Here is a 25733-nt window from a genome sequence, read left to right on the forward strand (position 1 = left end):
CTGGATTGTAAGGGCTGTGCCTTCGCCAGCGTGCAGCTGGTCAGCACGGTCGCGGCGCCACGCCCGTCGAGCGCAGCACTCTTGTAGTGTCCCGAGCGTCGTTGCGGCAACCGCCGGCAGCAGGCCGCCAACCGTCAGGCGGCGGCCTGCTCCAGGCTGGCGCGGGTATCGGCATCAATGCTGCGCACCATGGCGGGCACATCCAGAATCAGTGCGACTTCCCCGGTACCGAGAATGGTGGCACCACCGATGCCTGGAACGCCGGCGAAAAGACGCCCGAGCGGCTTGATGACGGTCTGTGATTCACCGAGCAACCGATCCACCACCAACCCGACATAGCGGTCGCCCACCTGTGCCACCACCATGTTGGGTCGCTTGTTGTCACTGTCGGGACGATTGAACCAACGCGAGAGGCGCACAAAGGGCAGAACGGCACCGCGCACATTGCAGATGCCGAAGCCACCGGAGTCGCTCTGCAACGTGGGTACCTCGATGCATTCCCGGATCAGTTCGACCGGAATCACATACTTCTCGGTGCCGACGGTCACCAGGAAGCCATCGATGATGGCCAGCGTGAGTGGCAGGCGCAGGGTGAAGGTGCTGCCCTTGCCTACGGCCGAATTCAGCCCGACCGTGCCACGAACCTGCTTGAGGTTCTTGCGCACCACGTCGAGGCCAACGCCGCGACCGGAGATATTGGTTACGGCACTGGCCGTCGAAAAGCCCGGTTCAAAAAGCATGTCCTGCAGCTGTTCATCCGGCACGGCCTGATCCTCATCGATGAGACCAAGGCTGAGGGCCTTCTTGCGGATCTTTTCGGGATTGACGCCACGACCATCATCCGAAATTTCAATGACGACGCTGCCGGAATCATAGTAGGCCTTCATCTTGATACGGCCCATCGGATCCTTGCCCGCGGCTTCGCGATCTACTGGGGGCTCGATGCCATGATCGGCCGCATTGCGCACCAGATGAATCAAGGGATCGCTGATACGCTCGATCAAGCTGCGGTCGATTTCGGTCTCGCCGCCTTCAAAGTCGATCGTGATGTTCTTGCCGAGATCATGGGAGATCTCGCGTACCACGCGGGTAAACCGGCTGAAAATGGTTTCCAGCGGGACGGTACGCAGGGACAGGGAAGAGTCCCGCACATCCTCGACCAGCTGCTGAAATTGCTCATTGGCCTCGATCAGCGCTTCGTTACCGGTTTCATCGGCCAGCATGCGCGCCCCGGATCCGGCGATGACCAGTTCGCCGACGAGATTGATCAGATGATCCAGGCGGCGGGAATCGATGCGGATGAAGCGTGTTTCACCGTCACTGCGGCTGGCCTTGGCCGCTTTGGCTTTGCTTGCCACTTCCTGTGAGGTGGCCTGTGTCTCCTTGGGGTGCGCTTCGACGGCCGGGGTGTCATCCTTGGGCGCACCGCGCAGTATGGCGGCGGCTTTGGCATCGATCACTGCGCACTGCTCCCAGGCTGCGATGACTTCCGCTGGGTCCCCGGGGAGCTCCAGCAGGCGCTTGGCGAGGGCCTCGGTGGTGGGCTGCGGGCCGAGCACGGCGATGTTGGAGTCATCAGCTACCCATTCGAAGACCGCCTCCAGTTCCTGCTTCGTGGCATCGCTCAACATTGCGATCTCGAAACCAAGATACAGGCGACTTGCGTCAAAGGCGTCGGCGTCGAGGGCTTGCGTCTCCACCGGGACGACATGCATCACGGTGCCCAGTTCCCGCAGATAGCGCAGCAGACCCAGCGGGTTGTTCCCGGATTTGGCGATATCCGGATCGAACCGGATCGACAGCAGCCAGCGCCCCTGCTGTCCGGCATCGTCCCCGTTGGCGGTCGCGGCTTTGCTGGCGGCGCCTGGCGCTGACTTTCCGATGGCCGCCAGTCGGCGTGCCATGGCCGCGATCAGGTCATCCTTCTCGGTATGGGGCGAGGGAGGATCCTCGTGTCGTGAGGCGCAGTCGATAAGCACGCGCAGCACGTCGACCACGCGCAGCAGTTCGCTGATCAACTCGGCGTCGACATGCAGCTGGCCGTGGCGGAGCGCATCCAGGAGGTTCTCGGCCGTGTGCGTGAATTCGATGACGGTTTCCAGCGCAAACAGTCCCGCCGACCCCTTGATGGTATGCGCCGCGCGGAAGACGGTATTGAGCAGCTCGGCATCGTCGGGCGCCTGCTCGAGGGCGAAGAGACTGCGCTCCATTTCCTCGATCTGGTCGCGGCTTTCCGCGATGAAGGTTGCGAAGATCTCTTCCATGCTCATGCGCCGCACTCCTCTTCGATTCCGAGCCATTCATTGAGGCCCGCCATGTGGGCCGCGTCCCGCACACACTCCGGGACGTCCTGAAAGTCGCATTGACCCAATGCCCGCTGCGTGCGACGGCGCAGCAGCACGAGCAGCTGAAGACCGCACAGATCGACGGCCTGAATGCTTCCCAGTCTGGGCGCCTTGTCCAGCTTCCAGCCTTCACGGGTGAAGTGTTGCTGCATTTCCGGCATGTGCGCGGCGACCCACTGACTGCCAGCACTCGCGAGGGCGTTAGCGGGCGGAGGTGCATCGGTGGTGGTGGTGGTGGTCATGCCATTTCTCGATCAGTTGCGCGACGCCTTGAGCGGCACACGCGGAATCCATTGCTGGAGCCAACTATCCACCTGCGCCAGTGGTAGCGGCCGTGTGTAGTAGTAGCCTTGGGCCATCTCGCACCCGAGTCGGCGAACCTCTTCCTGATCGGCTGCAGTTTCGACGCCTTCGGCGATGACATTGAGGCCCAGCCGGTGTGCGAGCTGCACGCTGTATTCGATGATGCCGCGCTTGTCGTCATCGCTGGCGGCACCAGTCACGAAGGAGCGATCCACCTTGAGATCCGTGAACGGAATGCGCTGAAAGCGTTCTAGGGTCGACTGACCCGTCCCGAAGTCATCGATGGCCACACGAAAATCCTTGAGGCGGAAACGGGCCACACTTTCGATGACGTCCTCGATGCGATGTTGGGCCGCCGTCGATTCCGTCAACTCGATCATGATGTGCTGCGGCATGACGCCAGCGGCCGCTGCTGCATCGAGAATGATGCTGGGCATGGCGGGCTCGACCAGCAGCGAGGTCGACAGGTTGACCGAGACGTCGATCATGCGCCCTCGCTGATGCCAGGTCTGTACCGCACGGAACAGCTTGCGCATCAACTGCTGGGTCAAGGGTGCGATGAGGCCGCTGGCTTCCGCGACCGGTATGAAACGAAAAGGCGCGATCAGACCATCCTCGGATTCGATTCGCGCCAAGGCCTCCATAGCGACGAGGGCACCATCCCGTAACCGGACCTGCGGCTCGACGACGACCGCCACGCGGTCCTCATCAATGGCCGCGCGCAGTGCATCGACGCTGAGCTGTGCCGCGCCCTTTGCGCGGGGTCGGGCGGCGGGCCGGCCAAGGCGGGCAACACGCAGGAGCTCGACCAACTGGTCTTCTGCAAAGGGCTTGGCCATCGAACCAACCACGGAGTGGCCGGCGTCGCGCGCGACCTTGGAAACGATGTCGAGGACACGCCGGTCCTTGCCGCTGACCAGCACAATGGCGGCCGGATAACCGAGACGTTGAATTTCGCGCACGACCTCGACGCCATCCATGCCGGGCATGGCGAGATCGCAGAACACGACGCACTCCCGACCACGCATGCATTCGATTACGGACAGCCCAGTGGCACCGTCGCTGGCGGTATAGACATCATGAATGCCCTGCCGCTTGAGCATTTCGGCCAGGGACACCCTTACCGCTTCGGCGTCATCGATGATCAGTGCCGCCAGATCTCCCGCTTCCGCAAGAGGGGGCAGGCCACCGGCACCTGCTGCATCACTGCCTGTACCACTGTAGGTGTCGGTGGCCATCACGCGCCTTACCCCGCTTCTCGCAGTGCTTCCCGCTCGTAGCGACGCAGGTTGGATAGGTAGGTGGCGATCTCGCCCACGCTGAGAGCCGGGCAACGCGGATGACGTGCCAGCGCCGCCTTCGGCATGCCAAAGACCACGCAGCTGGCTTCGTCCTGCACCAGGGTGGTGGCACCGCGCGCATGCAGGCGCTCGATGCCGCGCGCGCCGTCATCGCCCATACCTGTCATCAGCACGCCCACCGCCCTTGCACGGAGCTGGTCCGCCATTGAATCGAACAGCACATCCACCGAAGGCATGTGATGGCGCACCCGCACGCCCGATTCAACCTCGAAGGTCACGCGATCTCCGGCGCGACGGCGCAGTCGGGTATGTAAGCCGGCGGGGGCAATATAGGCGTGATTGGCTTGCAGCACCATGCCGTGCGCGGCTTCCTGCACGGTCAAGGCCGACACGCGATCCAGGCGTTCCGCCAATGGCGCGGTGAAGCCGTTTGGCATGTGCTGCACGATGACGATGGGTGGCACCGGAAGCTGAATATCGCGCAGCAGCTTGGCCAGTGTACGAGGACCACCGGTGGAGATGCCGATGCCTATGACCGCGGCGCTGTGGCGGTTCCGCATGGGCAACGGTCGACCGCTGCGGCTGGCGGGTCGGCGCTGAACCTCACGTGCGCGGTCCGCGTCCACGTCCAGACACTCACGCACCGTGCGTCGCAGATCTTCCGCCTGAGGATCGCCCAGACCGGCGTCCAGCGCAGCGGGGCGATAGATCATGGCGATGGCCCCGTTGTTCAGCGCTTCCAGCGCGAGTTGCTTGTTGCGTTCTGTGAAGGCAGAGCAGATCACCACCGGCGTCGGGCGCTTGCGCATGATCTGGCGAAGAAAGGACATGCCATCCATATGCTCCATGGCCACGTCCAGAATCACCAGATCCGGCCAGCACAGACGCATGCGCTCCCAGGCGGTGTAGGCGTCCGGTGCTTCGTCAAAGACCGCGATGGCACCTTCTTCCGCGAGAATGCGGCGAATGGAAGTCCGCACCTGCGCGGACTCGTGCACCAGCAGGACACGGCGTCCCTGCCGGGCACGTGTAGAGACCATGCTGTCGATTGCGTGGACCATGGCTAAGCGGCCGCCGCCTCGTTGCGCATCAGCCCACTTTGCAATGCCGAGAGCTCGTCGATATCGAGCACCTTGTCGACATTCAGAACGATGACGAAGTGATCTTCGAGCTTGCCGATCTTCTGGATGAAGTCCTGGCGAATCCGCCCCCCAAAGGAGGGCGGTGCTTCGGTGTCGTCATCATCGATGTCGGAAACTTCATTGACGGCGTCGACGATCACACCGATCTCGACAATGCCGCCGTCCTCTTCGATTTCAGCGATGACAATGCAGGTCTTGGGCGTGACCTCAGTGGCGACCTTGGTAAAGCGCTTGCCAAGGTCAAGCACCGGAACCACGGATCCGCGCAGGTTGATGATGCCGCGAACGCAGTCAGGCATACGGGGCACTGGCGTCACTTTCCCGTATTCGATGATCTCGCGGACCCGCAGGATATCGATGCCGTACAGCTCGTCGTGCAGACGGAACGTCAGGTATTGGCGCATATCGTCCTCGTTACGCCCTTGATCCTCTCTGGTGGAATCGGTCATGACAGCACCTCCTTAGAAGCTGGCCCACACGTCGTCGGGGTGGTTTTCTCCATTGGCGACCGGGTACTGGGCTGCGGCCCCGTTCCCCTTTCCTTTGCTCTTGCCAGAGGCGGCTGCGCCGGATTGCGAGAAGTTGGCCTTGCTGAGGTCGGCTTTCGCAGCGGCCGCCTTTTCCTGTGCCTTCTTGTCGAAGCGGATGACGTCGCCACCGGCACCGTCGCCACTCTTGAAGAAGGCCATCAAGGTCTGCAGCTGACTGGCATGCGCACTCATGGAGTTCGAGGTTTCGGCCAGGCCGACCGCGGCATGCGAGTTCTTCTGGGTGAGGGTGTTGAGGTGGGTCATCGCCTCGCTGGCCTGAGCCACACCGGATGCCTGTTCTTCCGAAGCGCGGGTGATGTCCTGCACCAGGTCGGAGGTGCGCTTGATGGATGGCACGATCTCGTCGAGCAGCGTGCCCGCCTTTTCGGCCAGATTCACGCTGGAACCGGCGAGCTGGCCGATCTCCTGCGCGGCGACTTGGCTACGCTCGGCGAGCTTGCGGACCTCGGCAGCCACCACCGCGAAGCCCTTGCCGTGTTCACCGGCACGGGCCGCTTCGATCGCGGCGTTCAGAGCGAGAAGGTTGGTCTGATAGGCGATGTCGTCGATGATCGAGATCTTGCTGGCGATCTCCTTCATCGCGGACACCGTCTGACCCACGGCCTCGCCACCCTCGACCGCCTCGTTGGCCGCCTTGCGGGCGATCTCGTCCGTGACCTTCGCATTCTCGGCGTTCTGATTGATCGACGCCGACATCTGCTCGACCGAGGTCCTGGTGTGATCCACACTGGTGGACTGCTCGTTGGCCGCCTGCGACAGCCCCTGTGCGGTCTGGTTGACCTGCTCGGTGGCCGCGGCCAGCGCGCTCGCGGTGTCGCGAATCTCTGCCACCGTATGCGCCAGTCGTCCCACCGTATTCATCACCGCATCGCGCAGCTGCACCATGTCGCCACGGCACTCGGCGGTGACTTCCTGTGTCAGGTCACCGCTTTCCACCGCACTCATCACCCGCATGACGTCGTTGATGGGCTGCACCACCGCGTCGAGCGTGTTGTTGATGGCGTTGCGCAGTGTCTGCAGGTCGCCCTGGAATTCCGCAGTAATACGCCGGCTGAGATCACCGGTCTCGATCACGGTCATGACGCTCATGATCTCGTTGATCGGCTCGATGACCGCATCCAGGGTGTCGTTGACGCCCTGCACAATGGCGCGGAACTTGCCTTCATGCTTGGTGGCGTCGGCACGGGTATCAAGTGCACCCTCGACGGCTGCCTGCGACAGCTTGTTGGCATCGGCAATCATCTTGTTGACGTTGTCGATGGCTCGGTTGAGGTTGTTCTTGATGGTGTTGAAGTCGCCGTTGTAGGTGTCGGTGATTGGTTCGGGGATATCGCCGCGCGAGATGCGGTCGACGTAGTTGGCGGCCACGTTCAATGGCCCGATGACCGCATCCAGCGTGTCGTTGACACCCTGCACAATGGCGCGGAACTTGCCCTCGTGGCGGTCAGCATTGGCACGGGTATCAAGCGCGCCCTCCACCGCGGCCTTGGACAGCATGTTGGCGTCGTCAATCATCTTGTTGACGTTGTCGATGGCGCGGTTGAGGTTGTTCTTGATGGTGTTGAAATCCCCGTTGTAGGTGTCGGTGATCGGCTCGGGGATATCACCCTTCGAGATCCTGTCGACGTAGTCGGCCGCCACATTCAGCGGGCCGATGACCGCGTCCAGCGTGTCGTTGACGCCCTGCACAATGGCGCGGAACTTGCCCTCGTGCTTGGTCGCATCCGCTCGGGTATCAAGCGCACCCTCGACGGCTGCCTTCGACAGCATGTTGGCGTCGTCGATCATCTTGTTGACGGCGTCAATACAGGTGTTGAGGTTGTTCTTGATGGTGTTGAAGTCACCGTTGTAGGTATCGGTGATCTTCTCCGGAATATCGCCGCGCGAGATCTGATCGACGTAACGCGCTGCCACGTTCAGCGGCCCGATAACCGCGTCCAGGGTGTCGTTGACGCCCTGCACGATGGCCTGGAACTTGCCTTCGTGCTTGTCAGCGTCGGCGCGGGTGTCGAGCTGGCCCTCCACCGCGGCCTGAGACAGCATGTTGGCGTCATCGATCATCTTGTTGACGTTGTCGATGGCCCGGTTGAGGTTGTTCTTGATGGTGTTGAAATCCCCGTTGTAGGTGTCGGTGATCGGTTCGGGGATATCGCCGCGCGAAATCCGGTCGACGTAGTCGGCCGCCACATTCAGCGGGCCGATGACCGCGTCCAGCGTGTCGTTGACGCCCTGCACAATGGCGCGGAACTTGCCCTCGTGCTTGGTCGCATCCGCTCGGGTATCAAGCGCACCCTCGACGGCTGCCTTCGACAGCATGTTGGCGTCGTCGATCATCTTGTTGACGGCGTCAATACAGGTGTTGAGGTTGTTCTTGATGGTGTTGAAGTCACCGTTGTAGGTATCGGTGATCTTCTCCGGAATGTCGCCGCGCGAGATCTGATCGACGTAACGCGCTGCCACGTTCAACGGCCCGATGACCGCGTCCAGCGTATCGTTGACGCCCTGCACAATGGCGCGGAACTGGCCTTCGTGCTTGCTGGCGTCGGCGCGGGTGTCGAGGGCACCTTCGACGGCGGCCTTGGCCAGCATGTTGGCGTCGTCGATCATCTTGTTGACGGCGTCGATGCAGGTGTTGAGGTTGTTCTTGATGGTATTGAAGTCGCCGTTGTACTGATCGGTGATCGGCTCCGGAATATCGCCATTGGAGATGCGATCCACGTATTCGGCGGCCACATTCAGCGGGCCGATGACCGCGTCCAGGGTGTCATTGACGCCCTGCACAATGGCCTGGAACTTGCCCTCGTGCTTGCTGGCATCGGCGCGGGTGCTGAGCGCACCCTCGACCGCGGCATTGGACAGCATGTTGGCGTCGTCAATCATTTTGTTGACGGCGGCAATGGCCCGGTTGAGGTTGTTCTTGATGGTGTTGAAATCGCCGTTGTAGTCGTCGGTGATCGGCTCGGGGATATCCCCGCGGGAGATGCGGTCGACGTAGTTGGCCGCAACGTTCAGCGGTCCGATGACGGCATCCAGCGTGTCGTTGACGCCCTGCACAATGGCCTGGAATTTGCCCTCGTGCTTGCTCGCATCCGCGCGGGTATCGAGTGCACCCTCCACCGCCGCTTTGGACAGCATGTTGGCGTCGTCGATCATCTTGTTGACGGCGTCAATACAGGTGTTGAGGTTGTTCTTGATGGTGTTGAAGTCACCGTTGTAGGTATCGGTGATCTTCTCCGGAATGTCGCCGCGCGAGATCTGGTCGACGTAACGCGCTGCCACGTTCAACGGCCCGATGACCGCATCCAGCGTGTCGTTGACGCCCTGCACGATGGTCTTGAACTTGCCCTCGTGCTTGCTGGCGTCGGCGCGGGTATCGAGTGCACCCTCCACCGCCGCCTTGGACAGCATATTGGCGTCGTCGATCATCTTGTTGACGGCGTCAATACAGGTGTTGAGGTTGTTCTTGATGGTGTTGAAGTCACCGTTGTAGGTATCGGTGATCTTCTCCGGAATATCGCCGCGCGAGATGCGGTCGACGTAGTTTGCCGCCACATTGAGCGGGCCGATGACGGCATCCAGCGTGTCATTGACGCCCTGGACAATCGTCCTGAACTTGCCCTCGTGCTTGCTGGCATCCGCGCGGGTATCGAGGGCACCCTCCACCGCCGCCTTGGACAGCATGTTGGCGTCGTCGATCATCTTGTTGACGGCGTCGATGCAGGTGTTGAGGTTGTTCTTGATCTCGTTGAAGTCACCGCGATAGTCGTCGGTGATCTTCTCTGGAATGTCGCCCGCGGCGATACGCTTCACATAGGTGGAAGCCACCGTCAGCGGTGCCAGGATCAGATCGAGAATCTGGTTGACCTGCATGCCCAAGGCCTGAATCAGACCGTCGGTCGCGCTGGTGTCGACGCGCCGCGTCAGATCGCCATCCTTCACCGACTGCACGATGGAATCGACTTCGTTGATGGCCTTTTCCTCCACCGTGCGATCCACCCACTCCACCACCGAGCCAAGCCGTTCGCCGCTTGGGCTTTTGACCGGGTTGACGCGCAGGAGGAAGTGGCGGTCGCCCAGCTTCAGATTGGCCTCGTGGGTGCCGTCCAGATTGTCGAGGATGCCGCGCTGATGTTCAGGATCGCGGTGATAGCGGTCGATGCTGCCCTGAAGCAGGTCGGCCGCCTTGAAGCCGGGGAGCGACTTCTGCAGCTCGCTCTCGGCGTCGGTGAGCATCTTCACGACCGCGGGATTCGTGTACACGATCTGACGATCTTTGTCGGCCACCATGACGTTGACCGACATTGCATTCACCGCCTGCTCGATGCGCTCGGTCTGGGAGGCCTTCTCCTTCATGGCGTGCTTCTCGTGCTCGAGCGAGCGGATGCGCGCGACCGCACTCTGCATGGCAGTACGCATGGCCTCGGGAATCAGGTCCATCTTGGGGGCTTCCTGATCTTCGAGAGTAGGGTCGAGTGCGTGTTGCAGCCACTGCGCGGCAGCTTGCTGCTGCTGACGAAGCGCACGGTTGGATGCGAAATTGAACATGGCGGCGTTGCTCCGGATCGGTGGTAGTGTCAGCACCCTTCGGTGCCTTCCCCTTCTGCCGGGGTCTCACGCCTTGATTGCCATGCCAGCCTTGGCAACGCGCTTAGCGCGAAACACCAGCAAACGACGAATCCCTGACGGGCTCGCGATCAAGACTGCGCCCGTCTTGTTCGCAAGGGGGTACCACTGGTACGGGTTGTCTATGCCGTTCGTCTGCCTCCGCCAAGAACACTGGTATCGCTCGCGTCCGAGGTTCCACCGGTCGGTCTGGAGCCACCGCTCGTCCCTGCAGTGGCGGGCCGATCAGGTCAAAGCTAGACAAAAAAAAGGCCGGCATGTATGACATGCCGGCCCGATGCCGTTCGGCTTGATGAGAGACGGGTGGCTCAGTCTTCCGGCTCGTAGGCCAGATTCGGGGCCAACCAGCGCTCGGCCTCACTCTGCTCCCAGCCCTTGCGCTTAGCGTAGTCCGCCACCTGGTCGCGGTTGATGCGACCCACGACGAAGTAGCGCGACTCGGGGTGGGCAAAGTACAGGCCGGACACCGCCGCACCCGGCCACATGGCCATGGACTCGGTCAGCTTCATGCCCGTGTTGTTCTCCACATCGAGCAGCTCCCAGATGCCCTGCTTTTCGGTGTGCTCCGGGCAGGCCGGGTAGCCGGGGGCAGGACGGATGCCCTGATATTTCTCCTTGATGAGCGCATCGTTGTCGAGTGCTTCCTCCGGTGCGTAGCCCCAGAACTCCTTGCGCACGCGCTCGTGCATGCGTTCGGCAAAGGCTTCGGCCAGTCGGTCCGCCAGCGACTCCAGCAGGATCGCGCTGTAGTCGTCGTTGGCCTTCTTGAATTCCTCAGCCTTCTCGGCACTGCCCAGACCGGCGGTGACAGCAAAGGCGCCCACGTAGTCCTTAAGGCCAGTGTCCACAGGGGCGACGTAATCAGCCAGCGAGCGATTGGGCACACCCTCGCGATGCTGTGACTGCTGCCGCAGACAATGCAGGCGTGCCAGTTCCGTCTCGCGCGACTCGTCGGCATAGACGGCAATATCGTCTTCATCGACCTGATTGGCAGGAAACAGGCCAATGACGCCGTTGGCCTGAATCCACTTCTCCTCGATCATCTTGTCGAGCATCTCGTTGGCTTCTTCGTAGAGCTTGCGCGCCGTCTCGCCAGTGGAGGGATTGTTGAGCACGTCCGGGAAGCGGCCCTTGATCTCCCAGGCCGAGAAGAAGGGACCCCAGTCGATGCAGTCACGGAGTTCCTCAAGAGGGTAGTCCTCGAAGACCTTCACGAACTTCGCCTTGCCTTCGCTCTTGGACTGCTCTGCAAGAAGCTTCGGCTGCGGCGGCTCGTAGTCGCTCCAGTCCGGAACACTGCGATTGGCGCGTGCCTTGTCGATGGGCAGCAGTTTTTCCTGCTTGCCCTGCCCAGCGTGGCGCTCGCGCAGCTTGGCGTACTCGTCCTTCAGCTCCTCCATCAGCGTCTTGCGCGCGTCCTTGTCCAGCAGCTTGGCGACCGTTGGCACGGAACGCGACGCGTCCTTCACCCAGACAACGGGTCCGTGGTAGTTCGGTTCGATCTTGACCGCGGTGTGCGCACGCGAAGTAGTCGCGCCACCGACAAGCAGCGGGATGTCGAGGCCCTGACGTTCCATCTCCTTGGCGAAGTGCACCATCTCGTCGAGGCTGGGGGTAATCAGGCCCGAGAGGCCGATGATGTCGGCGTCGTGTTCCTTGGCCGCATCGAGGATTTTCTGCGCCGGGCACATCACGCCGAGGTCGATGACCTCGAAATTGTTGCACTGGAGCACGACGCCGACGATGTTCTTTCCGATATCGTGGACGTCACCCTTGACGGTGGCCATGATCACCGTGCCGTTGTCGGAAGGATCCTCCCCTTCCTCCTTTTCGGCCTCGATATACGGGATGAGATAGGCCACCGCCTTCTTCATGACGCGCGCGGATTTCACCACCTGCGGCAGGAACATCTTGCCGGCACCGAAGAGATCGCCGACGACGTTCATGCCGTCCATCAGCGGGCCTTCGATCACCTCAAGCGGTTTGCCGCCACGGTCGGAAATCTCCTTACGCAGCTCTTCGGTATCTTCCTCGACGAATTGATCGATGCCCTTGATGAGGGCGTGCTTGATGCGCTCGCGCGCATCGTTGTCGCGCCAGGCGAGACGGTCGCCCTGGTCGGCCTCGGAGGCGTCGCCCTTGTACTTCTCGGCGAGCTCGAGCAGCTTTTCAGTGGACTCCTGCGGATCCTCCTTGCGGTTGAGGATGACGTCCTCGATGGCGTCGCGCAGCTCTTCCTCGATGTCCTCGTAGACCGTGAGCTGACCGGCATTGACGATGCCCATGTCCATGCCCGCCTTGGTGGCGTGGTAGAGGAACACCGAGTGGATGGCTTCGCGCACCTTGTTATTGCCACGGAAGGAGAAGGAGATATTCGACACGCCGCCCGAGATGTGGGCGTGCGGGCAGTTTTCCTTGATCCACGCACAGGCCTCGATGAAATCCAGACCGTAGCGGGCGTGCTCTTCGATACCGGTGGCGACCGCGAAGATGTTCGGGTCGAAGATGATGTCTTCCGGCGGGAAGTTCAGCTTCTCGGTGAGCAGCTTGTAGGCACGGCCGCAGATTTCCTTGCGGCGCTCCAGATTGTCGGCCTGGCCGTCCTCATCGAAGGCCATGACCACGACAGCCGCACCATAGTGCCGGCACATATTGGCTTCGTGCAGGAACTTCTCTTCACCTTCCTTCAGCGAGATGGAGTTGACGATGCACTTGCCCTGCAGACACTGCAGTCCGGTTTCGATCACCTCCCACTTGGAGGAGTCGACCATCATCGGCACGCGCGAGATGTCCGGCTCGGAGGCGACGAGGTTGCAGAAGGTGCGCATGGCCTCGACCCCGTCGAGCATGCCCTCGTCCATGTTGATGTCCATGATCGCGGCGCCGTTTTCGACCTGCGAGCGTGCGACATCGAGGGCGGTGGTGTAGTCGCCGTCCTTGATGAGATTGCGGAACTTCGCACTGCCGGTCACGTTGGTGCGCTCGCCGACGTTGATGAAGCCCTTCTCCGGGGTGATGTTCAGCGGCTCAAGGCCCGACAGGCGGGTGATCGGCACGTGCTTCGGGGGGGTGCGCGGCGAATGCTTGCCGGCCTTCTCGGCGATGGCGGCAATGTGTTCGGGCTGGGTACCGCAGCAGCCACCCACCAGATTGATGAATCCAGCCTCGGCGAACTCGGCGACGATCTCAGCGGTTTCATCCGGCTGCTCGTCGTATTCGCCGAAGGCATTCGGCAGTCCAGCGTTGGGATAGCAGGAGATGTAGCAATCCGCCAGGCTGGACAGCTCCTCGATATACGGGCGCATATCCTTGCCGCCGAGGGCGCAGTTCAGACCCACCGCCAGCGGTTCGGCGTGCCGGATCGAGTTCCAGAAGGCCTCGGCCACCTGGCCGGACAGGGTGCGACCCGAGGCGTCGGTGATCGTGCCCGAAATGATGATGGGCAGCTTGAAGCCGTATTCCTGGAAGACGCGGTAGGCAGCGAAGATGGCCGCCTTGGCATTGAGGGTGTCGAAGATGGTTTCGATCAGCAGCAGGTCCACGCCGCCGTCGATAAGCCCACGGGTCTGCTCGGCATAGGCCTCCACCAGCTCCATGAAGCTGGTGTTGCGCTTGCCGGGGTCGTTGACGTCGGGGCTGATGGAAGCCGTGCGGTTGGTCGGCCCGATGTTGCCCGACACAAAGCGCGGCCGATCAGCGGTCGCGCGCGAATCGGCGGCTTCGCAGGCCAGTCGTGCTGCGGCCACGTTCAACTCGTAGGCCAGCGATTCCATGTGGTAGTCGGCCATCGAGATGACCTGACAGTTGAAGGTGTTGGTCCCGATGATGTCGGCACCGGCATCCAGATAGGCGCAGTGCACTTCCTTGATCAGCTCGGGTTGGGTCAGGACCAGCAGATCGTTATTGCCGGACAGGTCGGATTCCCAGTCCTTGAAGCGCTCGCCGCGATAGTCGGCTTCGCTCAGCTTGTAGGACTGGATGCGCGTACCCATGCCCCCATCGAGGATGAGGATGCGCTCCTCAATCGCCTTGCGAATGGTCTCTTCGGAATGGCGGGTGCGCTGGGTCTGGCGTGGGTCGTCCATGAATTCGGTCGGTACAGAGTGAACCGTTGATTATATATCCTGTTATCCGGATAAGCGAATAGCTAACAAGGGGCCGCGCCCAGTGTCGGGACGCAACAACCTGTCTACAAGGCCGCCCGGCCGGTCGAGCTCCAGCCGGCAGGAGTGATGCCCTGTCGACGCAGCCAGTCAGCCACCGCCTCACCAGTGGCCGCAGGCCACGGTTTTAGCCTGGCCGGCGGGATGCGTTTGTAGTCGTCCAACTCCTCATTAAGATGAATCACGCCTTCGGCGATCACGTGATACGCGATGATCAGCTGGTTCATCGCCGGGAAGGTGTAATGCCCGACAAAATCACGGATCTCGCCGCGCAGGGCGAGTTCTTCCTCCACCTCGCGCAGCACACCACTCTCAGGGGATTCGTCGCGTTCGAGGAAACCCGTGATCAGGCCATACCAGTGCGCCGGCCAACTGCGGTTGTGGGCGAGGATGACTTCCCCTTCGTGTTCGACAATCGCCGCCACCACCGGCGTCGGGTTGTTCCAGTGGATGTAGCCACAGGCGTCTTGCGTGCAGACCCGGCGCCACGCGTCGCCTCGGTGCTCGTCGACCAGCGGTTGGGCACAGCGGGGACAGAATCGAAATTGTGTCTTCATAGGGGAATCGCGACAAAGCGGCTGTCTTGGCGGATGGCTGCGGCGTCGGCGTCACCCGCGCGGCATTGGATGGTGATGTCGGCCTTGCGGCCCGCCGCCAACTGCGCTCGATAGCGTTTGCCGTCGTCGGCGCGCCAGTGCGCCTCGATCAACAGGTCGCCACGCAGTGGTCGCAGATAACGGGTGTGCGAATCGGCGATCACGATGTTGGTGGTCGGCTCGTCAACGTCCTGACCGACATAGGCGAGCAACCAGCCGGCGACGATGCCGAGCATCGAAAGACTGCCACCGAAAGCCGTCCCGTGATGATTGCCATTGGCCGCCAGCGGCGCACTGAGCTGCACCGCATCCCGTTGGAGGGCCGTCACCCGGACGTCCGTATGCCGTAGCAGCGGCACCTGGCGGTAGAGCAATTGCGTGGCGGCTTCGAGCTGCATGGTCAACACGCTAGCGCACCGCGGCGGCGGGCTCCACCGCCGGCGGTCATTTGCCGATACAGAAGCGACTAAAGATGGCGCCCAGCAGGTCTTCGCTGTCGACGGCGCCCGTAATGCCAGCAAGGGCCTGCTGCGCTTCGGCCAGTTCCGCTGCAACCATATCGAGGGCAAGATCGCCGTCGAGGGCGCCATCGGCGCGTTGCAGCGCGCTCAACGCGCGATCGATCGCTTCAACGTGGCGCGCGCGCGCGCTGAACGGCGCCTCCTCAGCGCTGAACCCGGCCCGTTCGAGAATCATCGCGCGCAAGGCGTCCATCCCGGCTCCTGTGGCGGCACTGATGCGTACGGCATCGCTGTCCATGCGACCCGGTGCACGCCCGCTGAGATCGCACTTGGTGTACACGTGGAGGTAGGGTGCTTCCAATTCGGACGCGGATTCGGCGGCGGCGAAGGGAGCCTCCCAACAGTCATCACCCAGCAGAAGGACCAGATCGGCAGAGGCCATGCGGGCACGACTGCGCCGGACGCCTTCACGTTCGACCACATCCTCCGTCAGACGCAGACCCGCTGTATCGACGAGGCGGATCGGCAAGCCATCGATCACCAGATCGAACTGCAGCATATCGCGGGTCGTACCGGCAACTTCGGTAACAATCGCGACATCATCACCGCACATTGCATTCAGAAGCGTGGATTTCCCGCTATTGGGTGCGCCCGCCAAGACCACCTCCAGCCCCTGGGCGAGACGGGCGCCATTGACCGCCTGCGCGCGCACCTGCTGGAGCGCCTGCCGGACCTCCTGCAGGCGCTCGTGCACCCGGCCTCTCGCCATCCAGTCAATGTCTTCGTCGCTGAAGTCGAGTGCACCTTCGACCTGGACGCGGAGATCCATCAAGGTATCGCTGAAGGCCACCACCTGCTGCGAAAAGCGGCCACTGAGACTTGCCCGCGCGGCACGCGCGGCTGAAAGGCTGGCGGCATCGACCAAATCGGCGATGGCCTCGGCCTGGGCCAGATCGATGCGGTCATTGAGAAAGGCCCGCTCGCTGAATTCGCCGGGGCGCGCGCGACGTGCGCCCAGGCAACAGGCGGCGTCCACGATGGCTTCGAGCACCACCGGTGCGCCGTGACCCTGGATCTCGACCACCTCTTCGCCGGTGAAGGAGTGCGGTGCGGGAAAAAGCAGGACCACCGCTTCGTCAAGGTCACGTCCCTGGGCATCCACGATGCGACGAAGTCCCGCCGTACGTGGAGGTGGGAGGCCACCGCACAGGCGCGCGGCAATGGCGGCAGCCTCACCGCCGGATAGACGAACAATGCCCACCGCACCGCGACCGCCGGCGGTGGCGACGGCGGCAATGGTGTCGGCGCGGATCATGGCGCCATCAGCGCTTGACGGCGCGGCCGATGCCTTCCCGGTCGAGCTTGCGATTGATGTACCACTGCTGGGCAATGCTGACCAGGTTGCTCACGAACCAGTACAGCACCAGACCGGCCGGGAAGAGCGTGAAGAAGGCGGTCAGCATGATGGGCATGGCCATCATGATGCGCTGCTGCATCGGCTCCATGGTCGCCATCTGGCCGGAGAGCTTCTGCTGCAGGAACATGCTGATGCCGAACAGGATCGGCAGCACGTAGTACGGATCGGGGGTGGATAGGTTGGTGATCCACCCGATGAAGGGCGCCTGCCGCAGCTCCACCGACTCGAGCAAGACCCAGTACAGCGCAATGAAAACCGGAAACTGGACCAGCATGGGCAAACAGCCGCCGAGTGGATTGAACCCTTCCTTCTTGTAGAGATCCATCATCGCCTGGTTCAGCTTCTGGCGATCGTCTCCGTAGCGTTCGCGCAGTTCCTGGATGCGCGGGCCGAAATGACGCATCTTGCCGAAGGAGCGGAACTGCGCCTCGGACAGCTTGTACATGGCCGTCTTGACCAGGAGGGTGAGCACGACGATCGCCCAGCCCCAGTTGCCAAGCAGGCTGTGCAGCAGGTCGAGGACCCAGAAAAGGGGCGCAGACAGCGGGGTGAGGATGCCGTAGTCAATCGTCAGATCGAAACCGGGGGCAACATCGTCCAGCCGCTTCTGCAGCTTCGGACCGGCAAAAAGTTCCATGTGGAACACTTCGCTGCTGCCGGGGGCAATGGTGCGGGCGTCACCCACCACTTGGCCAAGGTAGCCAAAGCGGCTGCTCGGCTTGGCGGTGAAGTTGAGCTGGCTCTCCTGTGGCGGGAGGGCGGCAACGATGAAATAGTGCTGCATCATTGCCAGCCAGCCTCCGCGCTGATCGACGCGCACCGGGCTGTCGCGGACATCCTTGAAGTCAATCTTCTCGAAGCCGTACTTCTCCCCACCTTCGCGCGCCTCGTAGAAGCCGTAGCCGGTGAAGGTAGGTGCAAAGGGGGGCTGATCGCCGAGTGTATGGTCGTTCCGCCAGAGCTGCGTGAAGGCCGAAGCGTCGATGGCACTATCGCTGTCGTTGATGACTTCATGCGACAGATCAACCACATAGCGCCCACGATGGAAGGTATAGCGCTTGATGACAGTGATGCCGGTCTCGGAAATGGTGCGCAGTTGGACGGTCAGGCTGTCCTCGCCGTCGGCCAGCACCCCCTTCTCGATGTCACTGGTGTACACGCTGCGTTGCGTCGCCGGGTTGCCCTGCGGCGCCAGAACGCCGCTCTGCACGATGGACCAGGTGTCACGACGGTCATCGAGAATGGGCAGCGGACGCGGGTTGGCTTCGGATTCCGGATAGTCGAGCAGCAACAATTGGCGGAGGTCACCGCCTTTGAGGGCGATCTTGGCGCGCACGACATCCGTCTCAACCCGCACGAAGCCGGACGCATTCTCGGCATCTGGAGCTTCACTCGGCCCCGTTTGGGCAGGCCGCGCCGGCTGCGGCGTATCGTCCATTGCTACCGCGTCGTCCGGCGCTGGCTGGGCTGCCTCGGGCATGTCGGCATCAGGCGGGATACGGTCCGTCTGGGCAACCGGCGCAGCCGCCTGTCGTGCTTGATCACTCTGCCACGCCTGAAAAATGAGGAAGAGGAGCACGCCAAAGGCGCAAATCAGGATGAAACGCCGGTTTTCCATGAGCGATCAGTGAGAAGAGGAACGGTGAGCGGGAGCGTGTAATTCGCGATCCGGGACCGGATCATGCCCACCCGGGTGCAGAGGATGGCAGCGCAGGATGCGGCGCATGGCGAGCCAGCCGCCGCGACGCAGGCCGAATCGGCGAATCGCCGTGTCCGCATATTGGGAACAGCTTGGGTGGAAGCGACAGCGCGGCGGAATCAGAGGGCTGATGAGCCGCCGATAGGCAGCGATGACACCCAGGATCAGTCGGCTTAGGACGAACTCAACGTACGCCATAGCTGATCGAGATCGGCAACGATGTCTCCGTCGTCGCGCAGGCCAGCGCCCGGTCTCGCCATGACGACGTACCAGCCCGAAGCGGGCAGGGCGCGCAGAAAGCTGGCGCGGGTGAGACGCTTGATGCGATTGCGTCGAACGGCATTGGGAGCGGCTTTTTTGCTGATGGCAAGACCAAGCCGCGGTGGTACATCGGCGCGCGGCAACGCAACGATAGTACAGATGCGGCCGCGATGCCGGCGGCCGCGCCCGAGGACCTGCGCGAATTCCCTAGGAAGACGCAGGCGCATCGTGCGCGGCGGATTCGACAATTACGGCGCCAGGCGCTTGCGGCCCTTGGCGCGGCGACGGGCGATCACGCGACGACCACCGGTGGTCGCCATGCGAGCGCGAAAACCGTGGGTGCGGCTCCGGCGAAGGCGCTTCGGCTGATAGGTGCGTTTCATGGGTCTATTCCGGAATACATGGAAAAAAGGCGCGCAAGTGTACTCGCGGCCCTAGCCTGGGGGCAAGTTGAAGATGGCTGTGGATAAGCTCAGGATAGATCGCTAGACTCCCGTCCCCCTTTTGCCGCCGAGACGCCGTGACCAACGAGCTCTGGAACCGTTGTCTTCGATTCATGGAACGCGAGCTCGACGAGCGTGACGTCATGGCATGGCTGCAGCCGCTGCGGCCAGTTGCGGACGGTCAGCATCTCAGGCTGGATGCGCCCAACGCCGCCGTACAGGCACGCGTACAACGCGATTTCTCAGCGCTCATCGAACGCGCACTCGCTGCCAGCGATAGCGCCCAGACCTGGTCCTTCGAGATCTCCGTGGGAGGCGGTACCTCCCACTTCGAGCCCCAGAGCGAGGACAGCGGTGAAATCGTCATCTCCAGCGGGGACATCAAGAGCCGCCGGGTCGATGATCGCTACACCTTCGAGAACTTCATCGAAGGCAAATCCAATGCACAGGCACGTGCGGCGGCTCTGCAGGTTGCCGAAGCGCCGGGTGAGCGCTTCAACCCGCTATTGATCTACGGCGAATCGGGCCTCGGCAAGACCCATCTGATGCATGCCATCGGCAATCACATTGCCAGCAACAAGGAACGCGCCCACGTGCTCTATGTGGGCGCCGAGAAGTTCGTGCGCGATTTGATCACGTCCATCCGCGGCAACACCACGGAGCAGTTCAAGGCGCACTACCGCTCGGTCGACGCTCTGCTGATTGACGATATCCATTTCTTCGTGGGCAAATCAGGCTCCCAGGAAGAGTTCTTCCATACCTTCAACGAGTTGCTCGACGGGCGACAACAGATGGTGATGACCTGCGACCGGTACCCGGCCGAGCTCGATGGCCTCGACTCCCGTCTCAAGTCGCGCTTTACGTGGGGTCTGACCGTGCCGGTCGAAGCGCCGGAGCTCGAAACCCGCGTAGCCATCCTGCTCAACAAGGCCGAGGAACGCGGCATTGTGCTGCAGGAAAAGGTCGCCTTCTTCGTTGCGCAACGCGTGCGATCCAATGTCCGCGAGCTGGAGGGCACGCTCAACCGCCTCGTCGCCAGTTCTCGCTTTCTGGGAAGGGAGATCACCGAGGATTTCGCCCGGGAAACGCTCTACGACATCTTTTCCAGCTATGAGCGGCTGGTAACGATCGACAATATCAAGCGCGTGGTGGCGACCTACTTCAAGATTCGCGTCAGCGATCTCAACTCGGTCCGCCGTACCCGGACTGTGGCACGCCCCCGCCAGATCGCCATGGCCCTGTGCAAGGAACTCACCCAGCACAGCCTGCCCGAGATTGGCGCCGCTTTCGGGAAGGACCACACCACCGTCATGCATGCCTGTCGCAAGGTCCGTGACCTGCGCGCGAACGATACGCGGGTGCGCGAAGACTGGGAAAACCTCCTCCGCCAGCTGGGCGGATGATCTGCGCATAAATCTCTGCACAACAGGGCGTACCATCCTGTGGATAAAGTGGTGACATTTTCAGGGTCCGAAGTTATGCACATCTCATCCCACGGATGATGCGTCCATTATCAGCAGGCTTTGACGTCAGCTAAGACCCTGATTTGAAAAAGGCATGCGGACTTATGCGCAGTTTTTGTCCGACCCAGCTACCATCGCTGTAAATCAATAGATAAGTAAAGAGTGAGATAGGTCGGCATGAAGATCGAGATTCCCCGCGATACGCTCTTCGAAGCACTCAGCGCCATCATCGGCGTCGTGGAACGGCGACAGACGCTGCCGATTCTTGGCAATGTGCTGGTGACGGCCGACGAAAACACGCTGTCGCTGTTGGCAACCGATCTGGAACTGCAGCTATCCAGTGCCGTTCCGGTGACGGTGCTGCAACCCGGCAGCATTACCTTGCCCGCCCGCAAGATCTTCGATATTTGCCGCGGCCTTCCCGAGGGCGCCCAGATCACGCTGGAAATTGCCGAAGGTCGGGCGGTTCTCAGTTCCTCGGGTTCACGCTTTACCCTGTCGACACTGCCGGCGGAGGAATTTCCTCGTCTGGATGTCGAGAGTGACGGTGACCCCTTAACGCTGAAGCAACAGGATTTGCTGCGTCTCCTCGACAAGACCCATTTCGCGATGGCGGCGCAGGATGTGCGTTACTACCTCAATGGCCTCTGCCTCCATCTTTCGGACCGGATGTTGCGCGCTGTCGCCACCGATGGACACCGGCTTGCTTTGAGCGAATGCGAGCTCAGTGAACGCTTCGAAGACCGGCAGGTGCTGGTACCACGCAAGGGTGTGCAGGAACTGCAGCGGCTGTTGGATGACAGCGAAGCGACGGTAGAGCTGAGGTTATCGGCCCACCAGGTCGCGCTCGAAGTAGGGTCCATTGCCTTTGTGTGCAAGCTCATCGATGGACGTTTCCCGGAGTATCAGCGGGTGATCCCCGATGCGGATGGCATGCAGCTCAGCGGTGACCGGGAGCGCGTTCGCCAGGCCTTGGCGCGTGCGGCCATCCTGGCCAATGAAAAGTTTCGCGGCGTTCGACTGCAACTCGCAGAGAATGAACTGCGCCTGCAGACGCATAATCCGGAACACGAAGAGGCTGAAGAAGTCGTTGAAGTGTACTACAACGGCACGCCCCTGGAAATTGGCTTCAATGTCACCTACCTACTGGATGCCCTTGGGGCGATGGATGGCGACGCTTTCCGCCTGAATCTGAAGGCAGCCGATGCCAGCGGATTGCTGACCGACCCGAGCGATGACCACACACGCTACGTGGTCATGCCGATGCGGCTCTAGCTCGTCATCAGGCCGCACAGCAGCAGCGCAACCGTCGTGCACGGTCATCAGGCGTTGTGTGCTGCTTTCTTGCCAGGTGATTCGTCGTGACCTATCTCGCGGATTGCACGATCCGCCAGTTCCGATGCCTGTCGGATAGCCGCATTGACCTCGATCCATCGCTGAACTGGTTCGTTGGTGACAACGGTGCCGGAAAGACCAGCGTACTGGAATCGCTGTATTGGCTGGCGCGGGGAAAATCCTTTCGCGGTGCGCCCGCCGGGCGCTGCGCGCGATCCGGGACCTCGGCATGGAATGTGACCGCTCGCGTACGGCACGGAGAAGCGCCTGCCGATCGGCTGTCCTTGCAATTTGAGCAGGGAGGGCTACAGGCACGGTGCAACGACGGGGTGACGACGCTTGTTGAGCAGGCACGACAACTCCCGCTGCAAATGATCGAGCCAGGGCTGCACCGGGTGGTCGAAGATGGACCTGCCTACCGTCGCCGTTTTTTGGATTGGGGAATGTTTCACGTGGAACATTCCTACCTCGACGCCTGGCGCGCCTATGCGCGCGCCCTCAAGCAGCGCAATGCCGCGCTGCGATCAGGGCAGGCCTCGGCACACCTTCAGGCGTGGACCAATGAACTTGCGCAAAGCGGGAGTCGGCTGGCGCAGCTTCGACGGCGAGGTGTAGACGCCTTGCAGGAACCTTTCCAGCAACGCTGTGCCGCTCTCGGTCTGGAGGCCGCAACACTGAGCTTGCTGCCAGGTTGGGATGCAGAGCAATCGCTTGCGGAGGCTCTTGCTGCGCGGGCGGAGCAGGACCAGCGCCAGCGCATCACGACCGTGGGGCCGCACCGCAGCGAACTGCGCATCAGTGTCGCCGGGGAGTCGGCACGCGATCGCATTAGCCGTGGACAGCAAAAAGTACTCCTGGTTGCCCTCAGCCTGGCGCAGGCCGATGTGCTGCGCGAGGCGGCAGGAATCGTACCGGTTCTGCTCATGGATGATTTCACAGCCGAACTGGGTGCCGACTTCCAGTCGCGTGTGGCGTGGGCACTGCATGAATATCCTGGTCAGAGCATCGTGACCAGTCTGGAGCATAGCCCCGCCATGCTCGGGCCCGGCGGCGCGCGATGGTTCCACGTGGAACAGGGCCGGATTCGGCGCAGCGACTAAAGCAATCCTGCGCCAAGTTATCGAGGGTGCTGGTTCTTTCCTGCCATGCGGCGGTACCAAATGCTGCGGCGGTACCGCGGCTGGGCGGGCTATACTATGCGATCGCCTAGGGATGATTTGCCTTGACCGAAACCGCCTACAACGCCAGCAGCATCCGCGTCCTCCGGGGACTAGAAGCCGTACGCGAGCGTCCGGGTATGTACATCGGCGACACCGACGATGGCACCGGTCTGCATCACATGGTCTTCGAAGTGGTCGACAATGCCATCGACGAAGCCCTTGCCGGCTACTGCACCGAAATCGTGGTGACACTGCACGCAGACGATAGCGTCTCTGTGAGCGACAACGGCCGCGGCATTCCCGTGGACGAGCATCCGGAAGAGGGTTGCTCGGCTGCTGAAGTCATCATGACCGTCCTGCACGCAGGCGGAAAATTTGGCGGCGACGGATACAAGGTTTCGGGCGGACTGCATGGCGTGGGTGTATCGGTGGTCAATGCCCTGTCGCGCACGCTGAAACTGGATATCTACCGCGATAACAAGCAGTACTGCATTCGCTTCCACGATGGCATCCCCGAAGCGCCGTTGTACGAGGTGGGCCCGACAGATCTGCGCGGCACCTTGGTCCGTTTCTGGCCGAGCAGCGACGTCTTCTCGAGCTGCGAATTCCATTACGACGTACTCGCAAAGAAGCTGCGCGAACTGTCCTTTCTCAACGCGGGCGTCCGCATCGTACTGCGCGATGAACGCGACGAGCGCGAAGATGTATTCGAGTACGAAGGTGGTACCGCTGCCTTCGTCAGCTATCTGAATCGCAGCCGCGACGCACTGCACCCCACCGTCATCCAGATGTCCGGCGAAGATGGCGATACGGCTGTGGATTGCTCGCTGCAATGGAGCGATACCTACCAGGAAAACGTCTTCTGCTTCACCAACACCATCCCGCAGAAGGATGGCGGCACGCACATGACGGGCTTGCGCAACGCGCTGACGCGTACGTTGAGCGAGTATCTGGAAAGCGAAGGTGTGGCCAAGAAGGAGAAGGTCACGGTCCAGGGCGAGGATATCCGCGAGGGGCTGACGGCGATTCTTTCGGTCAAGCTGCGCGAGCCCCGCTTCTCCTCGCAGACCAAGGAAAAGCTCGTATCCAGCGAAGTGACGCCGGTGGTGCAGTCCATTGTGACCGAGCGTCTGCGCGACTTCCTGCTCGAGAACCCGCGCGAAGGCAAGCTGATTGCCGCCAAGATCGTGGAGGCCGCTCGTGCCCGTGATGCCGCGCGCAAGGCCAAGGAGCTGAATCGCCGCAAGAGCGTGCTCGATGTCGCTGGCTTGCCGGGCAAGCTGGCCGACTGTCAGGAAAAGGATCCGCAGAAATCCGAGTTGTTCCTGGTCGAGGGTGATTCCGCCGGTGGATCCGCCAAGCAGGGACGCGATCGACACTTCCAGGCGATTCTCCCGCTCAAGGGTAAGATCCTGAATGTCGAGCGCGCGCGCGTCGAGAAGATGCTGTCTTCGACCGAAGTCGCCACCCTCATCACGGCACTGGGCTGCGGCATCGGCAGCGAAGAAATGCGGCCGGAGAAGCTGCGCTACCACCGCATCATCATCATGACCGATGCCGACGTCGACGGTTCACACATCCGCACCTTGCTGCTGACCTTCTTCTATCGGCACATGCTCAGCCTGATCGAGAACGGTTACATCTACATCGCGCAGCCGCCGCTATACAAGGTAAAAGCAGGAAAATCAGAGACCTACGTCAAGGATGAGGCGGAAATGCAGGAGTACCTGCTGCGCCACGCCTTGCAGGATGCCCATTGGCAGTCGGAAGCCAGCAGCGCCGATCCGATAAGCCCGGAGGCCTTTGCCGAGATCGTGCGCGAATGGCATGCCAGCGATGTTCATATCGATCGCCTGGCGCGGCGCTATGACAACGAGCTGCTGCGCGGTCTGCGCGACATGCCAGTGCCGCCGCCGGCCGGAGAGCGCGCGCAGTGGATCGAGCAATTGAGCGCTCGCGTCAACGAACGTGGTGCCTACAAGGGGCAGTACCGCATCGAAGAGACGGCCGATGGTGGCATGCTGGTGCATCGGCGCGCCCATGGGCTGGTACACACCCATACCATTGCCCCCGGCTTTTTTGATGGACCCGACTATTCGCGCCTTGCCCGACTGCACGCCAAGGTCGCGGAACTCTCCATGCCGGGTACCGTCACCCGCGGAGAGCGTAGTCAGCAGACGGATCGCTTCGAAACGGCGTATGAGTGGCTGGTCCAGGAGGCCAAGCGCGGCCTCAATATCCAGCGCTACAAGGGTCTTGGAGAAATGAATCCCTCCCAGCTCTGGGAAACCACGCTGGACCCCAGCAAGCGGCGCCTGGTCCAGGTCAAGATCGACGATGCCGTGGCATCTGATCAGATCTTCACCACGCTGATGGGCGAACACGTCGAGCCACGACGCGAGTTCATCGAGCAGCATGCCCTCCAGGTCGGCAATCTCGACGTCTAGGTACAGAGCGGCTAGGCTGCGCG

Annotated in this window: 18 protein-coding genes; 4 read left to right on the forward strand and 14 right to left on the reverse strand. The window is 62.0% G+C overall.

Going from position 1 to position 25733, the window contains the following annotated elements; genetic code table 11:
- Window positions 1-134: 134 nt before the first annotated feature.
- The 14 genes from ACOOFO_RS02035 to rpmH all read right to left on the reverse strand — a co-directional run bounded on the left by ACOOFO_RS02035 (window position 135) and on the right by rpmH (window position 19245).
- The gene (locus tag ACOOFO_RS02035; RefSeq protein WP_420427996.1) at window positions 135-2270 is read right to left on the reverse strand and encodes a chemotaxis protein CheA; all 2136 of its coding nucleotides are present in this window, start codon (window positions 2268-2270) and stop codon (window positions 135-137) included.
- Entirely contained in the window at window positions 2267-2587 is a 321-nt protein-coding gene (locus tag ACOOFO_RS02040; RefSeq protein ID WP_420427997.1) for a hypothetical protein, read from the reverse strand. The genes ACOOFO_RS02035 and ACOOFO_RS02040 overlap by 4 nt, the downstream gene beginning before the upstream one ends.
- A 12-nt stretch (window positions 2588-2599) precedes the next feature.
- On the reverse strand, window positions 2600-3886 hold the full coding sequence (locus tag ACOOFO_RS02045) for an EAL domain-containing protein (RefSeq protein WP_420427998.1): 1287 nt from the start codon (window positions 3884-3886) through the stop codon (window positions 2600-2602).
- An 8-nt stretch (window positions 3887-3894) separates the two neighbouring features.
- On the reverse strand, window positions 3895-4989 hold the full coding sequence (gene cheB, locus ACOOFO_RS02050; protein ID WP_420427999.1) for a chemotaxis-specific protein-glutamate methyltransferase CheB: 1095 nt from the start codon (window positions 4987-4989) through the stop codon (window positions 3895-3897).
- A gap of 23 nt (window positions 4990-5012) precedes the next feature.
- Entirely contained in the window at window positions 5013-5540 is a 528-nt protein-coding gene (locus ACOOFO_RS02055; protein WP_420428000.1) for a chemotaxis protein CheW, read from the reverse strand.
- 12 nt (window positions 5541-5552) lie between these two features.
- A complete protein-coding gene (locus tag ACOOFO_RS02060; RefSeq protein ID WP_420428001.1) occupies window positions 5553-10187 on the reverse strand; it encodes a HAMP domain-containing protein in 4635 nt (1544 codons plus the stop codon).
- Between the two features lie 386 nt (window positions 10188-10573).
- Entirely contained in the window at window positions 10574-14350 is a 3777-nt protein-coding gene (gene metH, locus ACOOFO_RS02065; protein WP_420428002.1) for a methionine synthase, read from the reverse strand.
- 104 nt (window positions 14351-14454) lie between these two features.
- On the reverse strand, window positions 14455-14985 hold the full coding sequence (locus tag ACOOFO_RS02070) for an NUDIX domain-containing protein (RefSeq protein WP_420428003.1): 531 nt from the start codon (window positions 14983-14985) through the stop codon (window positions 14455-14457).
- Window positions 14982-15422, reverse strand: coding sequence for a YiiD C-terminal domain-containing protein (locus tag ACOOFO_RS02075; RefSeq protein WP_420428004.1), 441 nt, complete (start codon window positions 15420-15422; stop codon window positions 14982-14984). The genes ACOOFO_RS02070 and ACOOFO_RS02075 overlap by 4 nt, the downstream gene beginning before the upstream one ends.
- Window positions 15423-15468: 46 nt before the next feature.
- Window positions 15469-16800 carry a tRNA uridine-5-carboxymethylaminomethyl(34) synthesis GTPase MnmE gene (gene mnmE / locus ACOOFO_RS02080; RefSeq protein ID WP_420428005.1) on the reverse strand — a complete coding sequence of 444 codons (1332 nt, stop codon included), beginning with the start codon at window positions 16798-16800 and terminating at the stop codon, window positions 15469-15471.
- Between the two features lie 7 nt (window positions 16801-16807).
- A complete protein-coding gene (gene yidC / locus ACOOFO_RS02085) occupies window positions 16808-18520 on the reverse strand; it encodes a membrane protein insertase YidC (RefSeq protein WP_420428006.1) in 1713 nt (570 codons plus the stop codon).
- Between the two features lie 6 nt (window positions 18521-18526).
- Entirely contained in the window at window positions 18527-18799 is a 273-nt protein-coding gene (yidD, locus tag ACOOFO_RS02090; protein WP_420428007.1) for a membrane protein insertion efficiency factor YidD, read from the reverse strand.
- Window positions 18775-19089: a ribonuclease P protein component gene (gene rnpA, locus ACOOFO_RS02095; protein WP_420428008.1), complete on the reverse strand. Its 315-nt coding sequence runs from the start codon at window positions 19087-19089 to the stop codon at window positions 18775-18777. The genes yidD and rnpA overlap by 25 nt, the downstream gene beginning before the upstream one ends.
- A gap of 21 nt (window positions 19090-19110) precedes the next feature.
- Window positions 19111-19245, reverse strand: coding sequence for a 50S ribosomal protein L34 (rpmH, locus tag ACOOFO_RS02100; RefSeq protein WP_420428009.1), 135 nt, complete (start codon window positions 19243-19245; stop codon window positions 19111-19113).
- Between the two features lie 137 nt (window positions 19246-19382).
- Between rpmH and dnaA the strand changes: the two genes are divergently transcribed.
- From dnaA to gyrB, 4 genes are all read left to right on the forward strand, one after another.
- Window positions 19383-20708: a chromosomal replication initiator protein DnaA gene (gene dnaA, locus ACOOFO_RS02105; RefSeq protein WP_420428010.1), complete on the forward strand. Its 1326-nt coding sequence runs from the start codon at window positions 19383-19385 to the stop codon at window positions 20706-20708.
- Window positions 20709-20945: 237 nt separating this feature from the next.
- Window positions 20946-22043, forward strand: coding sequence for a DNA polymerase III subunit beta (dnaN, locus tag ACOOFO_RS02110; RefSeq protein ID WP_420428011.1), 1098 nt, complete (start codon window positions 20946-20948; stop codon window positions 22041-22043).
- Window positions 22044-22129: 86 nt separating this feature from the next.
- Window positions 22130-23203, forward strand: coding sequence for a DNA replication/repair protein RecF (gene recF / locus ACOOFO_RS02115; protein ID WP_420428012.1), 1074 nt, complete (start codon window positions 22130-22132; stop codon window positions 23201-23203).
- Between the two features lie 122 nt (window positions 23204-23325).
- Window positions 23326-25710 carry a DNA topoisomerase (ATP-hydrolyzing) subunit B gene (gene gyrB / locus ACOOFO_RS02120; protein ID WP_420428013.1) on the forward strand — a complete coding sequence of 795 codons (2385 nt, stop codon included), beginning with the start codon at window positions 23326-23328 and terminating at the stop codon, window positions 25708-25710.
- The last annotated feature ends 23 nt before the right edge of the window (window positions 25711-25733 follow it).

Source organism: Algiphilus sp., from assembly GCF_965216485.1.
Lineage (GTDB): Bacteria > Pseudomonadota > Gammaproteobacteria > Nevskiales > Nevskiaceae > Algiphilus.